The organism is Paenibacillus sp. sptzw28, assembly GCF_019550795.1.
Taxonomy (GTDB): domain Bacteria; phylum Bacillota; class Bacilli; order Paenibacillales; family Paenibacillaceae; genus Paenibacillus_Z.
Window position 1 is genome coordinate 3,492,025 of the sequence record NZ_CP080545.1, and the last position, 22,093, is coordinate 3,514,117.

The 22,093-nt window shown below is 48.4% G+C and carries 21 protein-coding genes; 6 read left to right on the top strand and 15 right to left on the bottom strand.

Features of this window, described 5'->3' with window-relative positions; genetic code table 11:
• Positions 1–4 precede the first annotated feature (4 nt).
• Together KZ483_RS15745 and KZ483_RS15750 are read right to left on the bottom strand one after the other, a co-directional pair.
• On the bottom strand, positions 5–1,783 hold the full coding sequence (locus tag KZ483_RS15745) for a cache domain-containing sensor histidine kinase (protein WP_220348378.1): 1,779 nt from the start codon (positions 1,781–1,783) through the stop codon (positions 5–7).
• 18 nt (positions 1,784–1,801) lie between these two features.
• Complete coding sequence (locus KZ483_RS15750) at positions 1,802–3,430, bottom strand: response regulator transcription factor (RefSeq protein ID WP_220348379.1); 1,629 nt, start codon at positions 3,428–3,430, stop codon at positions 1,802–1,804.
• A 409-nt stretch (positions 3,431–3,839) separates the two neighbouring features.
• Between KZ483_RS15750 and KZ483_RS15755 the strand changes: the two genes are divergently transcribed.
• Positions 3,840–4,970 carry an NADH:flavin oxidoreductase gene (locus KZ483_RS15755; RefSeq protein ID WP_220348380.1) on the top strand — a complete coding sequence of 377 codons (1,131 nt, stop codon included), beginning with the start codon at positions 3,840–3,842 and terminating at the stop codon, positions 4,968–4,970.
• Between the two features lie 62 nt (positions 4,971–5,032).
• On the opposite strand, the gene KZ483_RS15760 is transcribed toward KZ483_RS15755, so the two are convergent.
• The 11 genes from KZ483_RS15760 to KZ483_RS15810 form a co-directional block, all read right to left on the bottom strand.
• Positions 5,033–5,881, bottom strand: coding sequence for an alpha/beta hydrolase family protein (locus tag KZ483_RS15760; RefSeq protein WP_220348381.1), 849 nt, complete (start codon positions 5,879–5,881; stop codon positions 5,033–5,035).
• Between the two features lie 101 nt (positions 5,882–5,982).
• Entirely contained in the window at positions 5,983–7,143 is a 1,161-nt protein-coding gene (locus KZ483_RS15765) for an aminoacyl--tRNA ligase-related protein (protein WP_220348382.1), read from the bottom strand.
• Positions 7,140–8,027, bottom strand: a complete 888-nt coding sequence (locus tag KZ483_RS15770) for a sugar phosphate isomerase/epimerase family protein (protein WP_220348383.1) — start codon at positions 8,025–8,027, stop codon at positions 7,140–7,142. Before KZ483_RS15770 ends, KZ483_RS15765 begins: the two co-directional genes overlap by 4 nt.
• Before the next feature lie 48 nt (positions 8,028–8,075).
• Positions 8,076–9,413 (bottom strand): ANL family adenylate-forming protein, encoded by a 1,338-nt coding sequence (locus KZ483_RS15775; RefSeq protein ID WP_220348384.1) that lies wholly within the window; start codon positions 9,411–9,413, stop codon positions 8,076–8,078.
• Between the two features lie 32 nt (positions 9,414–9,445).
• A complete protein-coding gene (locus tag KZ483_RS15780) occupies positions 9,446–9,712 on the bottom strand; it encodes an acyl carrier protein (protein WP_220348385.1) in 267 nt (88 codons plus the stop codon).
• On the bottom strand, positions 9,693–10,766 hold the full coding sequence (locus tag KZ483_RS15785; protein WP_220348386.1) for a hypothetical protein: 1,074 nt from the start codon (positions 10,764–10,766) through the stop codon (positions 9,693–9,695). Before KZ483_RS15785 ends, KZ483_RS15780 begins: the two co-directional genes overlap by 20 nt.
• A gap of 9 nt (positions 10,767–10,775) precedes the next feature.
• A complete protein-coding gene (locus KZ483_RS15790) occupies positions 10,776–11,822 on the bottom strand; it encodes a DUF6005 family protein (RefSeq protein WP_220348387.1) in 1,047 nt (348 codons plus the stop codon).
• Positions 11,819–12,088 (bottom strand): acyl carrier protein, encoded by a 270-nt coding sequence (locus KZ483_RS15795; RefSeq protein ID WP_220348388.1) that lies wholly within the window; start codon positions 12,086–12,088, stop codon positions 11,819–11,821. The genes KZ483_RS15790 and KZ483_RS15795 overlap by 4 nt, the downstream gene beginning before the upstream one ends.
• Positions 12,089–12,102: 14 nt before the next feature.
• Positions 12,103–13,299 carry a DegT/DnrJ/EryC1/StrS family aminotransferase gene (locus KZ483_RS15800; RefSeq protein WP_220348389.1) on the bottom strand — a complete coding sequence of 399 codons (1,197 nt, stop codon included), beginning with the start codon at positions 13,297–13,299 and terminating at the stop codon, positions 12,103–12,105.
• A 58-nt stretch (positions 13,300–13,357) separates the two neighbouring features.
• Positions 13,358–13,621 (bottom strand): phosphopantetheine-binding protein, encoded by a 264-nt coding sequence (locus KZ483_RS15805; protein WP_220348390.1) that lies wholly within the window; start codon positions 13,619–13,621, stop codon positions 13,358–13,360.
• A gap of 3 nt (positions 13,622–13,624) precedes the next feature.
• Positions 13,625–14,878: an AMP-binding protein gene (locus tag KZ483_RS15810; RefSeq protein ID WP_220348391.1), complete on the bottom strand. Its 1,254-nt coding sequence runs from the start codon at positions 14,876–14,878 to the stop codon at positions 13,625–13,627.
• Positions 14,879–15,047: 169 nt separating this feature from the next.
• Between KZ483_RS15810 and KZ483_RS15815 the strand changes: the two genes are divergently transcribed.
• Positions 15,048–15,851, top strand: coding sequence for a helix-turn-helix transcriptional regulator (locus KZ483_RS15815; protein ID WP_220348392.1), 804 nt, complete (start codon positions 15,048–15,050; stop codon positions 15,849–15,851).
• 6 nt (positions 15,852–15,857) lie between these two features.
• Positions 15,858–17,051, top strand: coding sequence for a macrolide family glycosyltransferase (locus KZ483_RS15820; RefSeq protein ID WP_220348394.1), 1,194 nt, complete (start codon positions 15,858–15,860; stop codon positions 17,049–17,051).
• A 97-nt stretch (positions 17,052–17,148) separates the two neighbouring features.
• Here KZ483_RS15820 and KZ483_RS15825 read toward each other — a convergent pair whose 3' ends face one another.
• Positions 17,149–18,828 carry a hypothetical protein gene (locus KZ483_RS15825; protein ID WP_220348396.1) on the bottom strand — a complete coding sequence of 560 codons (1,680 nt, stop codon included), beginning with the start codon at positions 18,826–18,828 and terminating at the stop codon, positions 17,149–17,151.
• Between the two features lie 212 nt (positions 18,829–19,040).
• On the opposite strand from KZ483_RS15825, the gene KZ483_RS15830 reads away from it, so the two are divergent.
• The 3 genes from KZ483_RS15830 (at position 19,041) to KZ483_RS15840 (ending at position 21,358) form a co-directional block, all read left to right on the top strand.
• On the top strand, positions 19,041–19,658 hold the full coding sequence (locus KZ483_RS15830; RefSeq protein WP_220348398.1) for a DUF2238 domain-containing protein: 618 nt from the start codon (positions 19,041–19,043) through the stop codon (positions 19,656–19,658).
• 147 nt (positions 19,659–19,805) lie between these two features.
• Complete coding sequence (locus KZ483_RS15835; RefSeq protein WP_220348399.1) at positions 19,806–20,087, top strand: ArsR/SmtB family transcription factor; 282 nt, start codon at positions 19,806–19,808, stop codon at positions 20,085–20,087.
• Positions 20,088–20,155: 68 nt separating this feature from the next.
• Positions 20,156–21,358 carry an MFS transporter gene (locus tag KZ483_RS15840; RefSeq protein ID WP_220348401.1) on the top strand — a complete coding sequence of 401 codons (1,203 nt, stop codon included), beginning with the start codon at positions 20,156–20,158 and terminating at the stop codon, positions 21,356–21,358.
• 100 nt (positions 21,359–21,458) lie between these two features.
• Here KZ483_RS15840 and KZ483_RS15845 read toward each other — a convergent pair whose 3' ends face one another.
• Positions 21,459–22,091: a DNA-3-methyladenine glycosylase family protein gene (locus tag KZ483_RS15845; protein ID WP_220348403.1), complete on the bottom strand. Its 633-nt coding sequence runs from the start codon at positions 22,089–22,091 to the stop codon at positions 21,459–21,461.
• Positions 22,092–22,093 lie beyond the last annotated feature (2 nt).

A 22,093-nucleotide genomic window follows, 5' to 3' on the forward strand; every position in this document is an offset into this window, starting at 1 on the left:
TCACTCACTTTAACGGGATAGTAAGCGATACCTTGGTGCTGCGTCCGTATTCGCTTTCTATCGTCAAACCGTATTCTTTGCCGTAAGCCAATTTAATTTGACTGTTGATATTCTTGAGTGCGAAGTTATGTTCGCCCAGCATTTCTTCGTTTTCCAATACCTCCCGGATCTCTTCCAGCTTACCGGGATGAATGCCGATTCCGTCATCCGTAATCTCGAAGCAGGAGGCAGCGCTGCCTTTTCTCCTCCATACGATATCCAGCCGTCCCTTCTCTTTCTTCTTCTCAATTCCGTGGTAAATGGCGTTCTCAACCAGCGGCTGAAAAATATATTTGAGTACTCTGTCATAATGCAGCGACGGATCGATTTCCATATGAACGGTGAACTTATCCTGGTAGCGGACCTTTTGAATTTGCAGATAGCTCTCCAGCAGTTCGGAAACTTCTTTAACCGTCACAAACTCTTTGCCTTCGCTTAAACTGATGCGCAAATATTTCGACAGACCGAATATCATGGTGCTGATTTCATCCGCCTTGTAGATACGCGAAATCCAGTGAATCGAATCCAGCGTATTGTAAAGAAAATGCGCGTTGATTTGGGAGGACATCATCTTTAATTGCGTTTCTTTCTTCAATAACTTTTGAATATACACTTCATCTATAAGGCTCTTGATCCTGGATACCATGACATTGAAGCCCAGAAAGAGGATGCCGAATTCATCCTTCCTCCCTTCACTAATCTGCACCTCGAAGTCTCCTTCCCTTACTCTGCGCATGGACTGGAGCAGCATCTTCACAGGCTTGTACATTTGTCTAGCGACGATCAGAGCAAGCAGTATCGATACCGCCATAAAACCAAGCACCAGGTAGAGGGTGTATAATCCGATTTCCCCGCTGTCCTTCACAAGCTCTTTGACCGGCGCCATGCCCACGAGCTTCCAATCGTTCACTCGCGACCGGTCGAACACCGTGAGCATCTCTTTTCCGCCGAGCATGTTGTGCAGTACTCCGTGTGCCTGATCCGGAAGCGTCAAGCTTGAACGAAATTGGTTACGTTGATTGAAATCCGAGACGACGGCATTCCCGGAATCGACCAGAAGCGTGCTGCCATTCACTTGAAAATCGATGTCCGATAAGAAGCTTTGAATTGTCACCGGGTCGAACTCCATAATGAGCACCCCGATTATATCGTTTCTCCCGTCCAGGTCTTTGATTGCCCTCCCAAGCATGAACACCTGCCCATTGCCGGTTTCGTTCATCTGCTGAATAAAGGACGGCCGAATGCCATACCAGACAATTTGTCCGCCCGCCTGCTCAATTTCTTTATACCAGGCTTGTGAACGCTGGCTTTGGGTAGCTGGCGGAAGCTCCGCAAATCCATTATTCGAATAGCGGTAAGAAGCCGCATACTCCCCCAAAATGTAAATATTCAGCATGTCGTTCTTGACATTGACGAGATTGGACATAAAGCTCATGATTTGTTTCATATTGCTCCCTTGCTCATAAGTGTCCTGGAAATCCCCGAGAATTCCTTTCTGTATGTTCTTATAGCCGAAAACAAGGTTCGACCGGTTGGCGTAATCCTCCAAAAGCAGATCAAGGTGCCTGTTTGCCTGATCGATCGTTTGCAGTGCTGACAGCGAGACTTTGGTACGGATGATTTCCTTGGATTTCTCGTAGGAGAAATATCCCATGATAATCAGCGAGATGGACATACTGACAAAATAGAGGGCGAAGAGCTTAAAGCCTAATGAGGACAGCTTGAAATAGGATTTCATCTCCATTAAATCTCCCCCACTATGTTATTGGATGCCTGAATTCCTGTATTGAGCGGGCGTCATGCCTTCCTGTTCCTTGAACATTTTGGCAAAATGCCGAAAATCGTTGTATCCGACCTGCTCGGCGATTTCGTATATTTTCAAATTCGTTTCGTTCAACAGCTTCTTTGCTTTTTTCAGCCGAAGCCACAGCAGATATTTGCTGAACGTTACATTCATTTCCTCGTGGAAGATTTTGCTGAAATAAGAAGGGTTAATGTAGAGGTGTTCGGCAACCGTGTTCATCGAAATCCCTTCGGAGTAATGAGCTTCGATATAGGTAAGCGCCAGTTCGATTACTCTCTTGCGGTTGCCAAGGCTGCAGTATGCCTGCCGGAATGGAAGCAGCACAGCCATAAGCTCTTCTTGGAGCTGAGCCAGGGAACAATATGGAATGGATAATCGTGTGCGCATCGCATCATTGGAGTCCGGTACGGTCAGATAGCTTTCCTTCACCCTCAATGCCGCCTCATCCAGCAATGCTATCAATCCTTCACGCAGAACAAGAGGCTGATAGGAATCACTGCTCTCCGCCATATGCCTGATGAGCTCCTCGACTACTTCCCGCAGAGTGTCTTCCTTGGCAGCCTTGATCGCCTGTACGAACCGGACGCTCCAGCCTGCCGGTCCTTGATATGGCCGCTGCAGGCGGGAGTCGTCGGATGCTGCCGGCAGCTTGGAGGCATCGTAAGCTTTGCCGTAACCGAAATAAAAGGCATACCCGCCGGACCAAATCGCTTCTTGAAATGACTTCGGGAGCATAGTTCCTGTTCTTTCCCTGCTTATGCCGATATTAATGCCAATTCCCAAGTAGAGCCGGGCCGATTCGATCAATTTATTCAGGAAATCGGTTAACAAGATATCATTCTCAATATCCGCTTGGGATGAAGGGGAGTAAATGACGACCGCATCCACGCAGTCGAATTTGTCCAGGGGGCATGCCAGCGACTTCCCGGCTTGAAGGCTCAATTCCTGAGCAATATTACTAAGCGCATAACGGATTATAGAACGGTCCTTCGGTTCTTTTATTACGGAGCCCCAATGGTAAACCTGTATGCAAATGACCTTCAATCGGGCGGGGTTAAGGTCGATATTCAATGCTTCCCACATCGTCTCTATAGTTCCAATGGAAGACTTATCCCCAGATAACAGCTTTTCGAGATAAAGCTGGCGAGCAAGCGGCAAGCTTTCCCTGATCCTGTGCGACATCTGCTCGATTTGGCGATGCTTGATGTTCTCGTTTCCGAGCCTCTCCACACATTTGCGCACGCTGGCAAGTAATAGAGTCTCCTCGATAGGTTTTAACACATAATCGCAGGCGCCATACCTGAGAGCCTTATGCGCATAGCTGAAATCGCTGTATCCGCTTATCATGATGACTTTCGTATGAAGATTACGCGTTTGGATCCACTCGAGCAGATCCATGCCGTCCATTCCCGGCATTCGAATGTCCGTGATGATAATATCGGGCGTTTCTTCCTCGATCATCTTTAATGCTTGCTCGCCGTCTTCCGCATCACCCAATACTTTAATACCTTCGGAGAGCCAATCCACAGAGGAGCGCAATCCCTGGCGAACCCATTTTTCATCATCGACAATGAGCAAGGAATACATTTCTTTTCGCCTCCTTATATGTAAATAATCCCCAACAGTTGCCACTGATGGGGACGGTTTACTCATGCATTAGACAGTAGTAAAGCATAACCTTCACCACACTTTCTTCACGAATTGGTTGAAAGACTAACGCTTCGCCGACAAACAGCATATACCATGGACTAGCGTGCCCAGCCCCCTTTCAAGCTTCAGGCAGGTAAGCGATTTACTTTATAATAATCCGTCACTTTTTATCTGTATACGTCAATTTTGCGCCATGTAATACCGACAGTCTTCACCTGTGAAGGAGGCTAACATTTTGAAAACTTATCAGAATATGCGAGAATGATAGAATAGAGTTCAACCTTATACTTCACTTATGAACACACTGATGGACCCATCTCACTTACCTTCAGGAGGTAGATAGCCTATGAAAAATGAAAATTCTTCAAAGCATGAATCGGCGGTACTCTCTTTGTTTGAACCTTTTGAATTGGGAAGCATGAAATTGGAGAGCCGCATTGTGATGGCGCCTATGACCCGCGGCTTCTCTCCGAACGGAGTTCCGGGCCAGGATGTAGCCGATTATTACCGCCGCAGGGCGGAGAATGGCGTAGGCCTGATCATTACCGAGGGAACGCTGATTGATCATCCGGCTGCCGGAGCCAACCCGAATTGGCCGAATTTCCACGGCAAGGACGCGCTGAGCGGTTGGGAACAGGTTGCTGCTGCCGTTCATGAGGCCGGCGGTAAAATTATCCCGCAGCTGTGGCATGTAGGTACGACCCGCAAGATCGGCAGTTTACCGAATCCAGGCTCGCTTCCCGTCGGTCCTTCCGGCCTTGACCCGTTGGGCGATAAGGTCTCGGAGCCTTTAACCGAACAGGAAATAACCCATCTTGTCGATGCTTACGCTCGGGCTGCAGCCGACGCCAAGCGAATCGGCTTTGACGGGATTGAACTTCACGGCGCTCACGGTTACTTGATCGACCAATTTTTCTGGGACAAAACGAACCGCCGAACAGATCGTTATGGAGGCGGTATCGTCGAACGCACCCGTTTCGCGGTGGAAATCATACAGGCCTGCAGGCAGGCAGTGGGTCCGGATTTCCCAATCGTCTTCCGGTTTTCGCAGTGGAAGGGGACCGATTACACGGCTAAATTGGTTGAAACGCCTGAAGAGCTGTCCCTGTTCCTCGCTCCGCTTGCCGAGGCCGGCGTTGATGTATTTCACTGTTCAACCAGGCGTTTCTGGGAGCCTGAGTTTGAAGGCTCCGATCTGAATCTTGCGGGGTGGACCAAGAAGCTCACGGGTAAGCCCACAATTACGGTAGGCTCCGTCGGACTTGATGCCGAATTTACGAGTCTATTTAAGGGAGGCGGAGGTTCAAATACAGTTAATCTCGATGGTTTGATCGATAGATTCGAGAAAGGCGAGTTCGATTTGGTTGCGGTAGGACGGGCCCTTCTCAATGACCCCGAATGGGCTAGAAAAATTCAAGAAGGCCGAACCGATGAATTGGCTGCTTTTATGCCGGAATCGATCAAAACCTTGGTATAGATCTGCTTAAGACAAGAACACAAACGGCTGCCTCCTGGATTTCACCGGGCTGCAGCCGTTAATTAATATCCCTTCAGAACATGCTTATTCAGGAAGTTAACTGTAAGTTCTATCGCCGAATTCAAATGATCAGTTGGGCCAATGAATGGATGAACCGTTCCGAAAGTATGATTTGCCCCGCTGATGACGAAGTGCTCTTGATTGGGAGAAGCCTCCCGAAGCCTTTCATGCCCCTTCACGAGACGTTCTGAATCTCGGTCTCCCTGCACGGTCAGTACGGGAATCGGCAGCTTCGCTATCGCATCAATGATGTTGAACCGCTCCGCATTAAAGTCCAAATCCTCGAAGAATGACGATTCAATCGGCATCTCCTGTTTAGTTCTGGCATTCGTCACATAGCCTACTCCACTACTAATCACTTCCTTGCGGAACGTCTCATCAAACAAATCCGCATCGGCTATACCGTTCCAGGTAACGACAGCTTTGAATTCCGGATGTTCGGACGCATACAGAATGCTGTTTCCCCCTCCCCTGCTGTGGCCAAGCAGAGCTATTCGTTCGCGGTCGAACCGGCCTGATAAAGGCAGCTCGCCAGCGCGCAATTGAGACATCAGAAAGTGAAGATCCGCCTGCTCGCGGGAATATGTGTTCTTCCCGAACTTGACCAATTCGTCAAAGTCCCGTTGCCCGACACCGCTGCATGAGAAATTAAACGATATAGCTGCATATCCTCTGAGAGCCAGTTGCTCAGAAAGGTAAGGAAAGAATCCCCAATCCTTGAACCCTTTAAAGCCGTGAACCAGCATAACTACAGGCTTTTCCCGGTCATGATCAAGCATAGTGACGTCCCCGTGAAGGACCAGATCCTTGTCAATTTCCAGTTTAAACGGCAGTTTTAAAATTTGTTCCATTCTGCTATCCCCTTTCTCAGCTGTTCTGCAAAAAAGAGATTAGCGCAGTTGCTAATCTCCGGCGGCCACCGATATAATTTGAACCTATTATAGCATACAAACTAAATAGTGGTGATGAAGCTGTTCGCGGCAGGCTGCTCCAAAATCTCTTTTACTCGTATGGGCCAATTATTATAATCATTCCCGTAACAGGCGAGCAAAGCATATACCCAGCGGTCAATTCCGAATGCAATGCAGCCCGAATGCATGGGTTTATAATCGGTGCCAACCACATGAAACGGCCTGCACAATGAATCTTCCATATTGTTGAAGGACGCAATGGAAAACGAGCCGCTTGTTGCGCCGGTATTCACGACAAGCTCATATTTCATGTTCCCCATGATCTGAAGCTGTCCTTTCGCGCTTTCCTCCGAGAAGTAGAACGGATCGCTTGCCGTCTCGATTCTGCCTTTGAGGCCAAGCGATTCGAACAGCATCCAAACCTCTTCCATAAATTGTTTACGCTTCGTTTCGATAAACTGAGAATCTCCAAACAGCACGATTTCCCTCATACTGAACTCGTTCAGCCGATGTTTGCCGAGTCTCCACGAAGCTTCATGACGGAAGCATGTACCACGCGCCGTTAGAACGAGCGGACCGGTTAGACGGCTTTCCGAGAGCTCCGCATAGCAATGAAAGCATACTGCAGGCGATAGTGCATAAGCGCTTAATCGGGCGGTGCTTTCATAATCCCCCGTTTCCCTGATTTTCTCCAGTGCTTGCAGGGAATGCGGAAATTCGGATACGAAATGAATATTCTGGGGAAACGCGGAAATATAACTGCATTTTTGCAGAACGGGGATCGGAATCATAGACGGGTAGCTGCGCAGCTTGGCACTATGGCGAACGGACAATTCGGCAAGAATGCGATCGATCTGCTGATTCAGCGTAACCGCAAAATCTCTTCTGACAGAGCCGTCGTCAGCGAACAAATCGCTGATTTGTTTCATCTCTCCGTCGTCTCCGTCACCCGACCCCGATTCGTTATCAATATAGGTTCGGCTGCCGATAATTCGGTTGTTCCGCTCCTTCATGATCAAAGCCTCGATCGTTTTGTCAATTGTAAAGAGCTTTGCGACGGGGAGCAGCTCCACGACGATTTCTTGCGTCTGCGGATCGAGACGGCATCCGGAAATTCCCTCGATGCTGTAAATCAATTTCGACAGCATGGATTGAGCTTGCTTGGTACTCAGAATGCCTTCGGTTGGATACGTTTTTATCACAAATAGCTCTCCTTTACCTCCAACAATTTACGACCGTGAACATCGCTGCGGAACTTCCTCTCCTTCAGCCAGGAGAGCTCTGTCTGCAGATGAAGATGCGGCTGATCGCCAAACCACTCAATTGCGACGGGATGCTGGCATTGATCGCGTTCCAGCTGGCCGATAACCGGCGAATAATCGATTAATCCATCGGAGAGTGCCGTCATTCCCATCCGGCTGCCGGTTGGCGAATATACGTTCCCCGGTGCGAAAATGCCAAGCATTTCGCGTCCCGCTATATTTTTCAGATGATAATTTACGGTCCAGGTCTTTAAACCATTGTAGGCTTCAAGCGGATTGGTGCCGGATTCCCACAAATGCAGAAAATCGAGATTGATCCTCACATGGGCATGTCCCACATCTTTCAGAAGACGTAAAGTAGATTGGAGAGTATCTGCGAAAGTGTCCGGATGGGTCTCAATGACGAGGTAAACACCATAATCGAAGGATATTTGCGCAAGCTCCCGGAGCCGACCGACGCAGTGTTCCCAGTCACCTGGACTTGCAGAAGCGCTTGGCTTATTCCCTGCGAAAATTCGAATTTTATCGGTACGAAACGAATGGGACAGTGCAATAAGGGACTTCCATTTGCCGGTAAGCACCTGAGTCGGGCCGTTCCCGCGACTAATGTCAATATAGTCGCTGATCATTGAAATTCGAATGCTTCTGGAATCCATACTATCGAGCAGCCTTGAGACATCCTGTGAATAACGGCGTATCAAAGCCTTCGCATGCACTCCCCATAATTCGATTCCGGCGAAGCCCCTTTCATCTGCATAGCTGACAAGTTCACTGAATGAAACCAGCTCATGGCGGAAAGAAATCGAGCATAAATAATAGTTCAAGCTGCACACATCCAATCCCAATGGTATTAAAGTCTGCGCGGGGATAAATTATTTTCGCAATTTCTTATACCGTTCGGAGAACAGCTCGCCCTCTTCGATATAGACCTTAACCGGAATTTGAAAATCCTCCAGCCTTCCCCGGCAAAAGTCCTTAACTCTTGACTTTAATTCCTTTGAATCCATCGGTCTGTTCACATTGACTACGGCAGTTACAATGCTGCCCAGTATAGTATTCGGCTCTCCTTTGACCGTCACGTCCCTAAGCTCCGGCATTTGAAGCAGTACTTGTTCGACTTCGACAGGGTACACCTTTCTTCCGCCTACATTAATGATCTCGGATCGCCGGCCGAATATTCTGATATACTCCCCTTCCTCGCTTACTTGGTCCTCAGTATTGAACCACCCTTCATCATCAAACGGGTTCGGAGCGTTAAGATACCCGAGCATCGCCGACTTGGAACGGATATGCAGGACTCCGTCGACAACTTTGGTATCCACCCCTTCCCCGCCGATCTTCAGCCAGGGAGAGCCGGGCCCCTTAGACTTCGCGCGAAGTATGCCAAGCTCGGACAATCCGTATGTTTGTCTCAGCTGGACGTCGGGAAATCGGCTGTGAAGAAGCCGCAGCGTAATATCGGGCATCACTTCGGTGCCATAGGTTATGATCTTTAGCGACGACATATCGTAGTACTTATAAGCTTCCGTCATCAGCAGCATATTCAGAAAGCTTGGCGAGGCGGGCAGCAGCTCGACTTGGTGCTTTTCAATTAGAGCGCATATATCCGCAGGCGACCGGTTTGGGGGACAAATAATCGAACCGCCGTTTGAGAGCGTATGGAGCAGGGTATTAATCCCTCCGATATGGTCGAAAAGAAGGAACGAGAGCGTACGCAAAGTGTCCCTCGGGTATTTATATCTATCGATGAATGGTTCAAAATCATGAAGAATCGCCTTCGGCGCCCCGGTGGAACCGGACGTGAAGAGGATCATTCCCGCCCGGCCGCTCAGCGTAAAATCCTTCAGCAGTCCCGTCTTCGGAGCTCTGCTGTTAGTGACGACCTGAGAATTCCGCCCCTCAAAATGTACCGATTTATCGACTTGTGCAATCTCCATCAGACCCTCACGGTTATGACGGACGGCTGCAGACAAAGGAACAATAACATTATTGTTGGCGATGAACGCCAGTAACGCTCCGCAAACTTCAGGTGAATAATCTCCCTCAAGAAGAATGACTTCTCCGGGCTTTATTCGCTGATCGCCGATTATACCGGTCCAGCTGCGATAAAATCCCAGCAGGTCTCCATAGCTGACTGAATTGCCGGCGATAACCATAGCTTGGCGGTAAGCAAATCCGGACATTTTACCCAAGAGCCAATCAATAACCACCTGATCCTCCTCCTCACTATCCGGCAGGCAGACTATAATTTATATGATATAGCCGTTTGTTCCTGCAGGTATTCTTTAAAAAGCTGATACTTGCTTAAAATCGGAGTATTGATCTCGTGAACATTGATTTGAATATTGAATTCTTCTTCAAGATCGGCGAACAGATTGACTATAAGAATGGAATCAAGGGCCAAGTCATTGACAAGGTCCGTTTCAGCATCTATTTGGTCTTCCGCCGGTTGTATTCTCGTATTGCGCAGAATGATTTCTTTTATCCGTTTATCCATGCTCAGGTCCATGGTACTCTCCCTTCCCTGCCGCCAAATGGAGCCATTCGAGAAACTGCAGCTCAGCGTGTTTTAGCTTCTCGAGCTGTTTGGATATGGCAGGAATAACAATTTGACCGCTCTTATATTTAAGCAGGTGCAAGCTGACGGCGTTCCACATGGCAAGTATGGAATCGATCTGACGCTGCCCTTCATGGTACTGTGATTCCTCAAGGGAAGCCGATTCGCGGTAAGCATTCCACACCATGGCCCGGATACGTTTTATCGAGGAAATTGTCATCGTGTTGCGGCTGACCCAGTCGGCCCTTCGCGGAGGCGCCCACTCCTGAGACTTTACCAGGTCCTCCTCGAAAATTTCCAGCGACCGATAGCCGCCGTGACGATTGCTGAACCACTCCCGCCAAGCTGACTTTCTCTGCTCCTGGCTTTGATCCGGAACTGACGCTAACGGTTCCGTCTTCGAACCCCCCCGGTTCTTATAGAAAGACAGATTGCGGTAAGAACAATAAGCCAGGCACGACTCGAGATCGGGCTCCTCGAAGGGGGAGTTTGATTCTTCCAGGATAAAATAGTGCAGCTCTTGGCGGCCGGCTCTTACCTCACACGCATGCACGATTTCCTTCGGACTTATATTAACGACCGCATCTACCATCGGATCGGTAACAAGATACTCAAGGTGCTCTTCATTCCACCCATAAATCAATATGGAATGCTGAAAGCCGGAAGATTCCATTCCAAGGTATTCGCGGGGAAAATACCGGAGCTTGGATGCCGCGCCTAAACATATCGCGCTGCTGCCGTCCTGTACGCAGCGTCTTAGCGATTCCACATCTCCTTTGAAGAACTTGAGCTTGATTCCGTACAGAAACTCGAGAGGCAACTGCCTGGCATCCTTTCCCGAAAGCAGCGTTTTATATTGATAGCTTAAATTCCAATAATCCAATAATACCCGCCTGTAGTCTTTTCCGTTGATGTTAAGATAGGTCAGCACGCAGGAAGTGAAGCATTCCATAAATGCCAGGTTGATATTGTGCCCGCTCTTCGTTACCGTTAATTGATGAGTCATTGCCCGCCCTCATTTCATTTCCGCACCCGGAATTGCAGTTAACTTGGCTGCGCGATCTGCTGCAGAAGCTCCCGACTTTTCATAATCCGCTTCATTGTTCCTTGAACCTGTTTCGCTTCGAGAAAGTCTGCTCTTCCATACAGTGAAAGCCTGGCTCAGCTCCTCTTTCACTGCTCGCTCCAATTTGTGAAGATGGTCCAGCCTTTCTGTAAATGCTTGCAGATCGACTTTTCTTTGCAAAATCCCATAACGGGCAATTGTCAGCATGAGATTTTCCCATCCCTTTACGAGATCCGATACCGCCGGGTTCAGTTCCGTACCAATATTGCCTCTACAATACTGAAGGGCGTAATCATAACTGCCGTAACGTTTCGCGATTACGCCTGCATCTTGTATCGAAGCAAACAGCGTTCTGGGCGCATAACCGCCATTCTTCTCTACGGACTGCCGGACATAGCCTTCGACTTGCACGAGCAATCTGCCGGGAGACGGATTCAGCTCTTTCGCAAACAAATGGCTTACCAATTGCTTATCGGCATCCCGGATCGCCCGGATATCCATGACCCGGCCCATTCCGAATTCCATGAAACCGAATGCGCTGTACATATCCACGTCAGCTATAGTTTCCTCCCACCCGAAGTAAGGATCTTTAATCAGCCATTCGGTTCCCTGCCTGTTCTTCACAATCAGGAAATGCGGCGAGTGTTTGGAGCCATATTGATAGGAATATGGAAGAAAAAACAAATCGACCATAATAATAACGGTTTCATATGCTTCTTTGCTCAATATAAGGTCTGTGAATATCGCAAAGTTCCGGTCTTTAGCGGCATTATAATTAAACCAATTGCTTATCGGGGCTCCATAAAGCAGCGTAAACCGGTTATGCCAATCCTTGGGGTCGGCCACCTCGTCCGTGTGATAGAAAATGCCTTCATCATTTGATTCAAAATAAGCGTCCCATGCCCCAAGGTAGAGAGGTCTGAAATCAACTTCTTTCTCCTCAAGAATCGAGGCATAGCAGTCGAGCAAACAGTGGACTTGTCTGGTCTTGTTCACGGCTGTACGCCTAATTTTTGTCCAATCTGCCTTGCGATCGCTTTAATGGTGGCGAAATTCTCGATCAAGAGCTCCTCATCATCAAAAACGACGTCGTACTGCAGCTCGATTTGAACAACCATGTTGATGATTCGTATAGAGTCCATCCCGGCGTCCTGAATCTGCTCATCGTCTTTGAGCTGCTGCTCGAGAAGCGGGTTTTCGGTTAAGCCGGCAATTGTCCGGCGCAGAAATTCCATTACATCTTCTGTTTTCGTAACCTGCATGAACCTGATCCCCCTTAGACCAACATCTTCTTATTTACATTTAAAAACGACTTGATTTCAGATGCCACCGCCGCCGTTTCTTCTTCAGAGAGTGCGATGTGCATCGGAAGGGAGAGAATTTCTCCCGCGAATTTCTCACTGTTAGGGAAGGCGCCTTCCGCATAGGCCAGGGACGAATAAGCCGGTGTAAGATGAATCGGCACAGGGTACTGTACCGCTGTCAAAATTCCCTTCTTTTGAAGATGTTTCTTCAGTTCATCGCGCCTGCCATTGTCAATTCTAATAACATACAAATGGTAAACATGACTTGCGTTGCTGTCTTTCGGCAAAATAACGGAATCGGTATCTTGTAAGTACTTGTCATACCACCCGGCGATTTCCCGCCGCCTTTGCGACCATTCTTCCAGATAACGCAGCTTGATTTGCAGTGCAGCCGCTTGAATCGGGTCCAACCGGCTGTTGAAGCCGGGCATTTCATGCTGATAACGGGCTTCTCCGCCGTGGTTTCTAAGTTTGCGCAGCTTGGTCAGAATTTCCGGGGAAGACGAAATAATGGCTCCGCCGTCGCCCAGTGCACCCAGATTTTTGTCCGGGTAAAAGCTGAAGCACCCCATTATGCCCCAGCTCCCCGCCGCTTTGCCGAATAATCTTGCTCCGGCGGCCTGCGCGCAATCTTCAATAACAGCAATCCCTTGTGCCTCAGCCCATGGCGCCAATTCACGCAAGTCCGTCATTTGTCCGTAAAGGTGAACGGGAATTATCGCTTTGGTCCGGGATGTCACACATGCTTTAACTTGTTCGAGGTCAATCAAATAGCTGGAGCGGTCGCAATCGACCAGAACCGGCCTGGCACCGGTATGATTAATGGCATTAACCGTTGCAATAAAAGTGTTCGAGACGGTAATGACCTCGTCACCCGGTCCGATGCCCAGAGCCTTCAGCGCCAGAAACAACGCATCCGTTCCGCTGCCTACTCCGACCGCGCCCGCCGACCCGGTATAGGATGCGAATGACGATTCGAAGCCGGAAACCGCGGGCCCTCCAACAAAGACACCGTTTTTGGCGATCTGCTGGACGGATTTCAGCCATTCCTCTCGAATGATGTCAAATTCATACTGTGGAGCCGAGAATAAGATTCCCATCGTTAGTCCCCTTCCCGCAGCGCCGAGGCGCGAATGAGGTCCATAATCTTCATTGTGTAACCGCTTCATCCAATGTCACTGCAAGCTCTATTACACCGAAGGAAGCCCCGAAACCGAACCTATGAGGTTATACCGCGGTTTTTTGGAGATTAATGATGAAATCTACGAGTGATCCTACGGTTAGAAATGTATCCGGGTCGATCCCTTCTTCAGGAACATACACCTTAAACGTTTCTTCAATGTAAACGGTTAATTGCAGCACCATAATGGAATCGATGTGTAAATCTTCATACAGCCTGTCCGATTCCTCAAGTGGTTCGCGGACCCGCAGCTCCAAATTCTCCACCATTAACGTCCTCAGCTCATTCATAATTTCTTGTTTTTGCTCCATCCTCTATCTCTCCTGTTCCTGTAGATGTTTTCGGCTTACTTTACCCGAAGACATTCTTGGAATTGCATCTGCAAACTCGATGATGCTGGGTACTTTATATGCCGGCAGATGCTTGATACACCATGAACGAATATCCTGCTCGCTGACGGAAGAAGCTGCGACCACTATGGCTCTGACCGCTTCCCCCCATACTTTATGACTGGTTCTCACAACGACCGATTCTCTGATGCCCGGCATACACCCGATTACCGATTCGACTTCCGACGGTATGACCTTCAAACCGGAGACATTAATAAGATCATCCAGTCTTCCAAGAACATGGATTCGTCCGGTTACGGGGTCCAGATAGCCCAAATCCCGGGTTGATACGGCCTTTGAATCCGAGGTAACGATAATTTCCCCCTTACCTTCACCGGCACTGGAATTATCGGGCTGAATGGATACATGAAGATGATTCAATGCCATACCTGCGTCCGTCGGTGAGGACGGTCCTTTGCCAACCGATATACATCCCACCTCCGTACAGCCATACTGCTGCCATATCTCAATCAACTGCATATTCATGCGATCAAGCAGAGCTTGAGTTGGCGGCGACCCCGAAATGACCGCCTTATTCAAATGCAATTTCCCTTTCTCCAGGGAATCCAGCACATTAAGAATGAAGGGCACCGTGTACACGATATGATGGTTTAAATTCTTTAGCGCTTGCAGGGCGAATCTGGGGTTTTTGTCTTGTATAATTATCGGTTCGGTACCCCGCGCGATGCTTGCAAGCACACCCGTAATAAGACCGAACGAATGCGAGACCGGCACAAGAATGACAGGCTTAATTCCTTCTATTGCTTGAAACAGCCGATTATAGTTTTCGATTTCCGTCTCGACCAAGGCCCATGCGCGCTCTATCAATGCCGGGTTCCCCGTCGTTCCCGAGCTGTATTGCAGTAATGCAGGTTGATAGTGTACGGACGGTATACCTATGCTCAGCACAGTATCCCAGCTGCCGTAAAGCAGGTACGAGCAATCCGCATTACCGGCCATTGCCTTGGCTGACTCAAGCGGAGTATCGGCGTGCATAAGCAGGACCGAGCCGCCGCGCTGCCTAAGGTACATTACGGCTGCTAATAAGGGGAAGGCGTGTTTAAGGCAAACTGCATATCTCTTCCCTTCCGGATTTCGATAGCCGTCGAGCCGCTTCATCTGTTCAAACAAAGCTTGAAGCTGATTTTTGTCGAATATTTGGTCATCGACTGTGAGCATTATTCACCTCTTAACAAACGGATTGTATAGTGGTACATTAATGACAAATGCCTTACCATTATTTTACTCAGGCTCCGAAAAGCCGACAATATGCGATTCTTCAGAACATGGATGATTATTCAGAAGATTTTGTTAAGAGTAAAAGACTATTAAAATTAGGCGAGGTTATATGATTCGACAATTTGAAGAAGTACTGCCGGTTAAGTTTATCGCGCTTGACTCCCGGCAGACGGAGGAATGGGTCAGCCCGTATTTCCAGATTATTTGGTCCGCTGCTTCCGAGCGCGCTCCTAATGAAAATGATTTCCTATTTGTTCCTCCGAATGTCCCTGTCCGCAGGTTTGTTTATCCTACCCCCTTCAAGTGCATCCAGTTTTTATGCCCTATTCTGGAAACGTCGAATTCTGTAGCGAGATTTAAAATGCCGGTGGAAATTCCATCCTCCCTGTATGCAAGCAGCAGTTTTACAATGATTTCTGCCGCTGCAGCCGCACCCTCATCCGAATACCGGGAGTTCAGGCTTTCTTGCTCCATAACTAGTCTGGTCATCGAAATTATGGAGTATCTGGAAAGACAGCATAAACTGCGGACAGAACCGACTAAGAAAAGCAATTCCGACTTTTTCAAAAACGGCAGAGCACTTATTTACTCAACCCGCTATATGAGAAAAAATATGAGCAACCCGCATTTGTCTTTAACGGATATAGCAGGCGCCATTGGATACAATTCCAATTATTTCTGCCATGAATTCAGCAAAATATTTACGGTATCTCCCATTCGGTTCTTAAATAACCTCAGACTGAATCGCGCGCTGCAGCTTCTGGAACATTCGGAATTGAATGTGAAAACAATCAGTAAATTAGTAGGAGTAACCAGCTCCAGCAGACTGAGCAGCATGGTAAAGGCCGCCTCAGGTATGACTCCAATCAAGTATAAGCGTTCCAAGCGGACCCAATTTAACCAGGTAAGGTGAACAGTCATGTCCAACGTGTTATTTATAAACGGGCCGGCCAGCGGCCACGTGTACCCGACCCTGGGATTAGTAGAAGAACTAATAGCCATGGGCGAGAAAGTGTTTTACGTATCAAGCGAAGAGTTTCGGGATAAGCTTGAGCGTTTGGGTGCCGCTTTTACTTCATACGACAACTTTCTTGCCCGTGAGAATCCGTTTGAAACGAAGCGATACTTATCGTTGGTCATTAAGATTTTATCTTCTTACGACACCATTCTTCCCTGCATCTTGGAGCTTGCGCAGCATCATTCATTTGATTACATCATCCATGATTCCATGTACGGGTGCGGGAATGTGGCGTCTGATTCCCTCGGAATCCCCAATATCGCCACTTGCTCGTCATTTGTAAATTCAGAGCGGCTGCTAAGTGCGAATAGAGGAAATACGGCCAGGTTGAAAGAGAATCTTCTTCTGGTCAAAGAGTTCTGCGCTTTATCTGCGAATATTCGGGCCAAATACAACATTAGGCGGAGACTGGATATTGGGGATGTATTTTTTAACGGGGGAAAGATCAACCTTGTGTTCACCTCGGAATACTTCCAGCCGCAATCCGAGAGCATTGCGGAACATTTTAAATTTGTAGGGCCGATTGTTACGGACAGATATGAGCCTATTGAGCTTCCGGTTGACCGATTTCGAGGGCGACGGGTCATATACATATCGATGGGAACGGTATTTAATGACGTTAAGGAATTTTATGAGCTGTGCTTTGATTCGCTGGCTTCCTTCGACGGGCATGTAATCTTATCAGTAGGCAGCCGAATAAACGTTACCTCCCTTGAAAGCATTCCGGATAATTTCACTGTACTTCCGTATGCGCCCCAATTGCAGATTCTGCCGTACACAGACGTGTTCATTACCCATGGTGGAATGAACAGCGTAAATGAGGCGCTGTATTATAACGTTCCATTAATCGTAATACCGATGGCGGCCGATCAACCCATCGTAGGGAATCGCGTTGCAGAACTAGGGGCGGGGCTCACGCTTGACAGAATTTCTTTAACGGCATTAAATTTACGTGAGTCCGTAGAAGAAATCTTATCTGCGGGACGGTATCATGAGAATAGCTCCAGAATCGGGGATAGTCTGCGAATGGCCGGCGGACAGAAGAAAGCGATAGAGGAAATCCTTAAATTCAAGGAGTTCTATAAAATCCGGTAGAATTCCCTCACGCGGCACATGCTTGATCAGCGCATCACTGGAACAGGGTGAACCATGCAAAAAAGGGCGCGCTGCACTGCAGCCCGCCCTTTTTTCATTATTCCAGATTTAATGTAAAGCTCATTCGGCTGCTTGAAGCATCTGGTCTGTAAGGATATATGATTTTTATGCAATCGTCATATTGAATGACCGAAGGCGCAGGCGCTTCAGCTTCGACCCTGCAGGCCAGTCCCGGGAATATCCAGAGGTTCGGAGTAATTGCTTCAGCGTTGATGCCGGTTCCCCGGATTTCAAAATACAATTCGATTTCGAGGTTCGTTTCAAATTGGACTTCGACAGTGAGCTGATTCTTATTAGTCTTGGCCTCGTAAGTAATTCCCCTTAAATGAGTATTCCAATGTCCGCCCTTTTCACGCCGGATTAACCTCATATAGTACTTTTTTCCGTCTTCGGTTTTCCAATGAATAGTGGCCGGATACATCTGACCGTTCGTATTTCTGCTGCCGGACATCGCTCCGATCATAATGCTCTCCCCGATCCAGGCGGCAGCGGTGCACAGATTAGAGTTTGAGCCTGGCTTGTCTCTTTCACACAGCTCACGGAACTTCTTTTCGACCAGTCGTTCACCTTGGTGCGCAATTAGGGCCGGCATCACCTGCTCAGGTACATCAACGCCTACCAATGCGATCATCGGGTCGTGCCCGGATTCGCAATTGATGGCGGCAAGATACTCATAACCTTTCCCCAAAGCGAGATATAGGAAAACCCCGATCGAACTGTGAGCCCTCATCTCCATTTCATATGCACGCGAGAATGGACCCGACAGATTTTCCAGATTAGCGTTATAGAATAGTGCTATATTCTCCCAAAGCCCCTTTTCAACTTCATGGCCGATTTCCTGAAAAGCAGCCGACTTTCCATACTTTCTCCAAAGTCCCAGAACGGTCAGGTCAACGCCGTAATAAGTTGTCGTATTAAATTCGGCGAACGACCTGAATTCATTGAAACCCGTCAGCAGGCTTTCAGCTTCTTTGGCGGCATGCGCAATCCAGCTTTCATCATTATAGCGATGACCGAAATAATGGCTCACGAATATGTGCATCAATTCAATATTCGTATTCATCGGAACCGCGTCCGACAAACGCCGGTCAATGGACCCGGAGACCGCTCTCACCATTGATCCATCCATCCGGACAACCAGCTCATCCGGCAGCATTTCTTCAAAGTTCTCCAGGATAACGGCGAAGGTGCAGGCAATGAATTCACGCCAATTCGGGTCATAGCTCTTCCACACTGGAGGAAGCACATCATCTATCGCTTTCTGTAATGAATTCTTAATGTCATTTAAGTCCATACTGCCGGGCATCGGTGTTGCTTCAATCGCCAGCATATCGATAAAGCGTGCTGAAATCTTCTCGAAGGTTGCATCCAGATAATATGCAAAACCGGGCGCGAATGTTTTCCACGGAAGGTTGCCCGCAGGAGGATGCGGTTGCTGCGGCGCAGTCCGAAAAGTACCATGATAGATTTCTTCGGGGTAATCTAATTGCATCTCCAGAACTTTCCCGAGCACATCACACGCTCTTCGGAGGTCACCCGGTGCATTCCTGGTCAACAGTCCCAAAGCATAGTGAGCGCTTCCGCGGGTGCTGTGCCGATTCGGGTTATGCCTTATCATTTTCATCTCATCATCAAAATGCAAATCCATGTCTTGCATAGAATGATAGACCAGATAGCGCTGTTCCTCTGTCAACTGATCCATGATGCTTTGACTCATTAAGTCCCATTCCCTTCGACTTCGAAACTGTTTTTAGCCGATTGCACATTAATTATAACACACAGCCCCTGCAAGAGCGGTTCAACGCTGCGTATACACTGTGAATTTCTCGCTTTATATTTATTGGAACGTTTAGTTTCTTAAAGTATGGGAAACGAATAAATTAGCATAAATTACACCATCTGTAAGCAAAGTTGGGGAAAAGGGGCTTTATGTCAGGGAAGAATAAGAAACAGCAGTTCAACGATGCCTTCGAGATCGGGTTATATATCATATCCGCTATCTCTTTTGTATACTACACGCTTGAGGGAGTTTACGCGAAAAGCTTTCAAGCCGCGCTGATCGTTTCGGTTTTGCTTCTGATCCGAGGGCTGGTCAAATGGACGAAGAGCAAGTTGTTTCCCGCCATTCGTTTTTCAATACTGTTTTTTATAACGCTGACCATGATGCTTGCCAATTTATTCGGCCTATACGACGTCATACCTTATTTGGATAAAGCTGAGCATTTACTCTCCGGGGTCATTCTTTGTTTCGTGGGAATGCTGGTGCTAAGAAGAATGATTCAAAGCCAAAGAATGACTGACTTCCCTACCCCGATCGGAATCTGGTTTGCTTTGTTCTTCTCGGTAGCTATGGCCGGCTGCTGGGAAATTTTCGAGTTCACGACCGACCGGTTATTTGGACTCCTTTCACAGAACGGGAGCCTGATCGATACGATGGTTGACATCATCTGCGGGACCGTCGGCGCCGGCGGAACAGCCCTCTATCTCGCCCTTAAAGCCGAAAGTCATCCGTTCTCAATATTATCAGCGGACGATTCCGCTCTGTAGAATGTAGCCGATCTTCCCCTTCTCATAATTGATACCGTCTTTGGATAAACCAAGCTGCTCGTAATTACCTGTTTACTTTCGTGGAAGGATATGGTACCCTTATTTCGAAACATATAGAAATAACAACAACGACAAAGGTGAGTAGCGATGGCAGATGAAAACGAGGAAATCCGGCAAGCCGTAAAAGTATACAAGGCACTGGGGGAGCCAACTAGGCTCAAAATCGCCCTCCTCCTTATTGAGGAAATGAATCTTTGCTGCTCCGACATAGGGAGCAAGCTGGAGTCGGTTGCCGGCTCGACACTGTCCCATCATCTGAAGCAATTGACCGATTGCGGACTTCTCGATCTCCGTAAGGATGGCACTTACATCTACTACAGAGTCAATCGCGAAATGGCACAAAAGTACGCACCGTATTTGTTGGAATAATTTTTGTTGTTATTTCTATATTTTTAGAAATATAAAAATAGTGGAGTGGAGAAAGGAGTACAAGAATAATGTCGAACGCGTGGAAAATTTACATGCTGGCAGTCGTCAGTTTTCTGGTCGGAACGTCCGAATTTATCATTGCGGGCATTCTGGATAAAATAGCGGAGGATACCGGGGTTTCGGTATCAGCGGCAGGTCAGCTCATTACCGTCTTCTCGCTGGCTTACGCTTTCGGCACCCCTATTCTTATGGCCGCAACGGCCCGCATGGAACGCCGTAAGCTGCTGCTCTTCTCGCTGGGTATCTTCGTAATAGGTAATGGAATCGCGGTTGCGCTGCCCGGGTTCGGGGTTCTTATCGGATCGCGGATTATTCTTGCTCTCAGCACCGGAGTATTCGTCGTAACTGCATTAACCGTAGCATCCAAGCTGGCTCCGCCGGAAAAACAGGGAAGCGCGATCGCGACGCTCGTTATGGGCTTCAGCACCTCCTTAATTATCGGTGTTCCTCTTGGAAGGGTTGTAGCTTCCGCCTACGATTGGATAACGATATTCGCTGGTATCGGAATATTGGGATTGTTAGCAATGCTCGCTATTTTCTTCGTTATTCCGCGTAGTGACGGGGAAGAACCGGTGCCTCTCCGCAAGCAGCTCGCGCTGCTCAAGGAACCGAGAATTGCGGTAGCCTTAGCGGTAACATTCTTCTGGATTCTCGGGTATGCCATCACATATACGTATATTTCTCCGTATCTGCTAACCGTTACGGGAATGAGCAGCAAGGAAGTGAGTATCGGGTTATTCGCCTTTGGTATCGCCAGCTTGATCGGCTCTAAGGTCGGCGGCTTCAGCACGGACAAATGGGGAGTTTCCCGTACGCTGGTCGGTGGAATGCTGTTTCACACTGTAGCACTTATACTCTTGTCTCTGTCAGGACAGTCTCCGGCACTCGTCTTCCCGCTTCTTATGTTATGGGCGTTCTCGGCATGGTCCTCGGGTCCAACACAGCAGTATCATCTGATGACTCTCGCGCCGGAAGCTTCCGGCATCATGCTTAGCCTGAACACTTCGGTTCTGCAGCTCGCAATGGCTGCCGGCGCGGGAGTCGGCGGCATCGTTGTGGAGCAGGCATCGCTGAACGCTACCAGTTGGATTGGAGCGGCCGCGGTCGCTATCGCAGCGGTTACGGCTGCGGCTTCCTTCCGGTTCTCCCGCTCCCGTTCGATTTCCCTCAGTAAAGCGAAAGAACGGGAATTACAAGAAGTTGGAGCATAACTAAACCTTGGGGATACCAATCAAGGCTGCCGGTATAGGACCATCACCGGCAGCCTTGATTTCATAATCATTCCATTAACCACATTAATCATTCATGACACTAAATAAAATCTTTCTCGTTCAATAGCCCGCGGTTAACCGCTTCCCACAAATAAAGTGAGACAATCGTGCGGTAAGGTTTCCACATTTCACCGCTGACTTCCAGAATGTCTGAATCGGAACGATCATAAAGCCAACCGGCGGCACGCCTGAGACCTGCATCCCCGAGTGAGAGGACATCCTCCCTGCCGAGGCAAAATATCAGGAACATCTCGGCGGTCCAGCGCCCAATGCCTTTTGCCCCTGTCAACGTATTAATGACTTCCTCGTTACCCGCAGAATCAGGAAAATTCAGAACCAATTCTTCCCGCTTAACCAGCTCGGCGAGTCCTTGGATATATCCGATCTTGGCCCTTGATACACCGGCGCTACGCAGCTCTTCTTCGGAAACCGCAAGTACGGAATCGGGTGTGATTAAGCCGCATTTCTCTTCGACACGGCCGCAAATAGTCCCGGCGGCTTTGACGGATAGCTGTTGACCGATTAATGATCTGGTCAGTGATTCGAAAGCATTCTCGCGTGAAGGTATTTCAAGGGAACCAATTCTCTCCGCCAGCCATGCAAATCGCCGATCGGCAAGACATAATTGCCGCACCCTCGGTTCGTCCGGATTTAAATCGAACAGAATTCTCATGA

Bases quoted from the DNA above. Each gene is read 5' to 3' on its own strand.
- KZ483_RS15745 (WP_220348378.1), bottom strand. From the start codon at position 1,783: ATGGAGATGAAATCCTATTTCAAGCTGTCCTCATTAGGCTTTAAGCTC.
- KZ483_RS15750 (WP_220348379.1), bottom strand. From the start codon at position 3,430: ATGTATTCCTTGCTCATTGTCGATGATGAAAAATGGGTTCGCCAGGGA.
- KZ483_RS15755 (WP_220348380.1), top strand. From the start codon at position 3,840: ATGAAAAATGAAAATTCTTCAAAGCATGAATCGGCGGTACTCTCTTTG.
- KZ483_RS15760 (WP_220348381.1), bottom strand. From the start codon at position 5,881: ATGGAACAAATTTTAAAACTGCCGTTTAAACTGGAAATTGACAAGGAT.
- KZ483_RS15780 (WP_220348385.1), bottom strand. From the start codon at position 9,712: ATGGACCTGAGCATGGATAAACGGATAAAAGAAATCATTCTGCGCAAT.
- KZ483_RS15785 (WP_220348386.1), bottom strand. From the start codon at position 10,766: ATGACTCATCAATTAACGGTAACGAAGAGCGGGCACAATATCAACCTG.
- KZ483_RS15795 (WP_220348388.1), bottom strand. From the start codon at position 12,088: ATGCAGGTTACGAAAACAGAAGATGTAATGGAATTTCTGCGCCGGACA.
- KZ483_RS15800 (WP_220348389.1), bottom strand. From the start codon at position 13,299: ATGAAGCGGTTACACAATGAAGATTATGGACCTCATTCGCGCCTCGGC.
- KZ483_RS15805 (WP_220348390.1), bottom strand. From the start codon at position 13,621: ATGGAGCAAAAACAAGAAATTATGAATGAGCTGAGGACGTTAATGGTG.
- KZ483_RS15810 (WP_220348391.1), bottom strand. From the start codon at position 14,878: ATGCTCACAGTCGATGACCAAATATTCGACAAAAATCAGCTTCAAGCT.
- KZ483_RS15815 (WP_220348392.1), top strand. From the start codon at position 15,048: ATGATTCGACAATTTGAAGAAGTACTGCCGGTTAAGTTTATCGCGCTT.
- KZ483_RS15820 (WP_220348394.1), top strand. From the start codon at position 15,858: ATGTCCAACGTGTTATTTATAAACGGGCCGGCCAGCGGCCACGTGTAC.
- KZ483_RS15825 (WP_220348396.1), bottom strand. From the start codon at position 18,828: ATGAGTCAAAGCATCATGGATCAGTTGACAGAGGAACAGCGCTATCTG.
- KZ483_RS15830 (WP_220348398.1), top strand. From the start codon at position 19,041: ATGTCAGGGAAGAATAAGAAACAGCAGTTCAACGATGCCTTCGAGATC.
- KZ483_RS15835 (WP_220348399.1), top strand. From the start codon at position 19,806: ATGGCAGATGAAAACGAGGAAATCCGGCAAGCCGTAAAAGTATACAAG.
- KZ483_RS15840 (WP_220348401.1), top strand. From the start codon at position 20,156: ATGTCGAACGCGTGGAAAATTTACATGCTGGCAGTCGTCAGTTTTCTG.
- KZ483_RS15845 (WP_220348403.1), bottom strand. From the start codon at position 22,091: ATGAGAATTCTGTTCGATTTAAATCCGGACGAACCGAGGGTGCGGCAA.